1 protein-coding gene is annotated in these 2363 nt (G+C 50.7%); it reads left to right on the top strand.

What is annotated here, in order from left to right; genetic code table 11:
- Positions 1-304 precede the first annotated feature (304 nt).
- Positions 305-2137, top strand: a complete 1833-nt coding sequence (locus tag JGK39_RS03240) for an NFACT RNA binding domain-containing protein (protein ID WP_293246288.1) — start codon at positions 305-307, stop codon at positions 2135-2137.
- The last annotated feature ends 226 nt before the right edge of the window (positions 2138-2363 follow it).

The following is a 2363-nucleotide window of genomic DNA, read 5'->3' as shown; positions in this document are numbered from 1 at the left end:
TAGGTTCGCAGTGAGGACTTTAGTCCCCATCAGATAGGTTCGCAGTGAGGACTTTAGTCCCCATCAGATAGGTTCGCAGTGAGGACTTTAGTCCCCATCCAAATGAGAGAGGACTAAAGTCCTTACTACAAACCTGATTGCTGTGTCCTGTATTTGCCAAGATGCGATCGCACATTCTTGTGTTCGGATTTGCGATCGGCGGATTTTCCAATTACGGCGCAAAACTTTGATAATATCGGTCAAATACGACCAACATCTGTCAGCATAGAAATATATAGCTCGATCGATCGCAAAAGAGGCCACCGTGCAACCCGTAGACTTTACAACCTTAACCGCAGCTTGCAGCGAACTGCGAGCCCAATGGCTGCCAGCGCGCTTAGAACAAGTCTACCAGCGCGATCGATTCACCGTATCCCTGGCCCTCCGCACCATGAATCAACGCGGCTGGATAGACATTTCATCCCATCCAGCAGCCGCCCGCATCTGCGTCGGCGACTCCCCCCCCCGCATTCCCGACACCTTCACCTTCAGCGAACAACTGCGCCACCAACTCAGCGGTTTAGCCTTAGTTTCCATCGCCCCCGTGTCCCCTTGGGAAAGAGTCATCGACTTGCAATTCGCCAAACGCCCGGGCGAACCCGCCCTCTGGCATCTCTACGCCGAAATCATGGGTAAGTACAGCAACGTCATCCTCACCGCCGAAGACAATCTCGTTGTCACCTGCGCCCACCAAGTCAGCGCCAAACAGTCCAGCGTCCGCCCCATCCAAACCGGGCAACCCTACGAATTGCCCCCGTCTTTGACCGATGCAGTGCCAAGTGCGATCGAATCTCTCGATCGCTGGAAAGAACGAATTAGCCTGGTTCCCGGGCAATTAAAGATTAATCTGTTGAAGAATTACCGAGGGTTGAGTAAAGTCTTAGTGGTATCGATGATTCGATCGGCAAATCTCGACCCCGAACAATCCACCGACAGCCTCAATCCGGGAGAATGGCAACAACTATTTCAGCGCTGGCTGCACTGGCTGCAATGCTTAGAAAACTCCAAATTTCAACCAAGTTTTACCCCCGAAGGCTACAGCGTCATCGACTGGCCAAAACCAGAAAATAACCCTATCAGACTAACATCCGTTAAATCCGTTACCGAACTTCCGACTGCCATCGAACTAACATCCGTTAAATCCGTTACAGAATCCGTTGCCGAACTTCCTTCTTCCTTCACTTCCATCCAACAATTACTCAACAGCTACTACACAGGCGAAATCAACCAACAACTATTCGTGCAACTGCGGCATCAGCTTACCCAAAAACTCAACAACGTCCTAGCAAAACTGCGCCTCAAAGCCAACACATTTAAAGAACGCTTGCAGCAGTCAGCAGACGCAGACACCCACAAATCCCAAGCCGACTTGCTGATGGCTTCCTTGCAGCATTGGGAACCGGGAATGAAATCAATTTCTCTCCCAGACTTTGAAACCGAAAAACCAGTTATTATTGCGCTAAACCCGGAAAAAAACGCCGTTCAAAACGCTCAAGCCCTCTACAAAAAACACCAAAAACTCAAAAGAGCCCGCATTGCAGTAGAACCATTATTAGCCGCCGTACAGGAAGAAATCGACTATTTAGAACAAGTCGAAGCAGCGCTTTCGGTATTGGAAACCTACCGCAACACCCAAGATTTGCAAACCCTCGCCGAAATCCGCGAAGAACTGATCCAGCAAAAATATCTCGATGTACCAGATTACCGCAGCAGTGACAAAACAGGGGCGATCGAATTTCACCGCTACCAAACCCCCAGCGGCTTTGAACTCTTAATCGGGCGCAACAACCGCCAAAACGACCAACTCACCTTTCGCACCGCCAACGACTACGATTTGTGGTTCCACACCCTAGAGATTCCCGGAAGTCACGCCTTGCTGCGCCTCACACCCGGTACAGTTGCTGAAGAAACCGATTTGCAATTCGCCGCCGACATGACTGCATACTACAGTCGCGCCCGCCACAGCGAACAAGTCCCAGTGGTTTATACGGAACCGAAATATGTCTACAAGCCGAAGGGTGCGAAGCCTGGTATGGTCGTATACAAACAAGAGCGAATTGTCTGGGGCCGGCCGCAACAAGCCCCAGCAGGTTCGTAGTGAGGACTTCAGTCCCCATCCAACAGGTTCGTAGTGAGGACTTCAGTCCCCATCCAATAACAGAGGACTGAAGTCCTCACTACAAGCCTGGTTCGTAGTGTTCGTAGTCAGGACTTCAGTCCCCATCCAATAACAGAGGACTGAAGTCCTCACTACAAGCCTGGTTCGTAGTGAGGACTTCAGTCCGCATTCAATAACAGAGGACTGAAGTCCTCACTACAAGCCT

Origin of the sequence: Microcoleus sp. PH2017_12_PCY_D_A (assembly GCF_020738565.1) — a bacterium.
Lineage (GTDB): Bacteria > Cyanobacteriota > Cyanobacteriia > Cyanobacteriales > Microcoleaceae > Microcoleus.
Note: the sequence above shows the minus strand (reverse complement) of the source record. Positions and strands in the feature narration are given on the sequence as shown.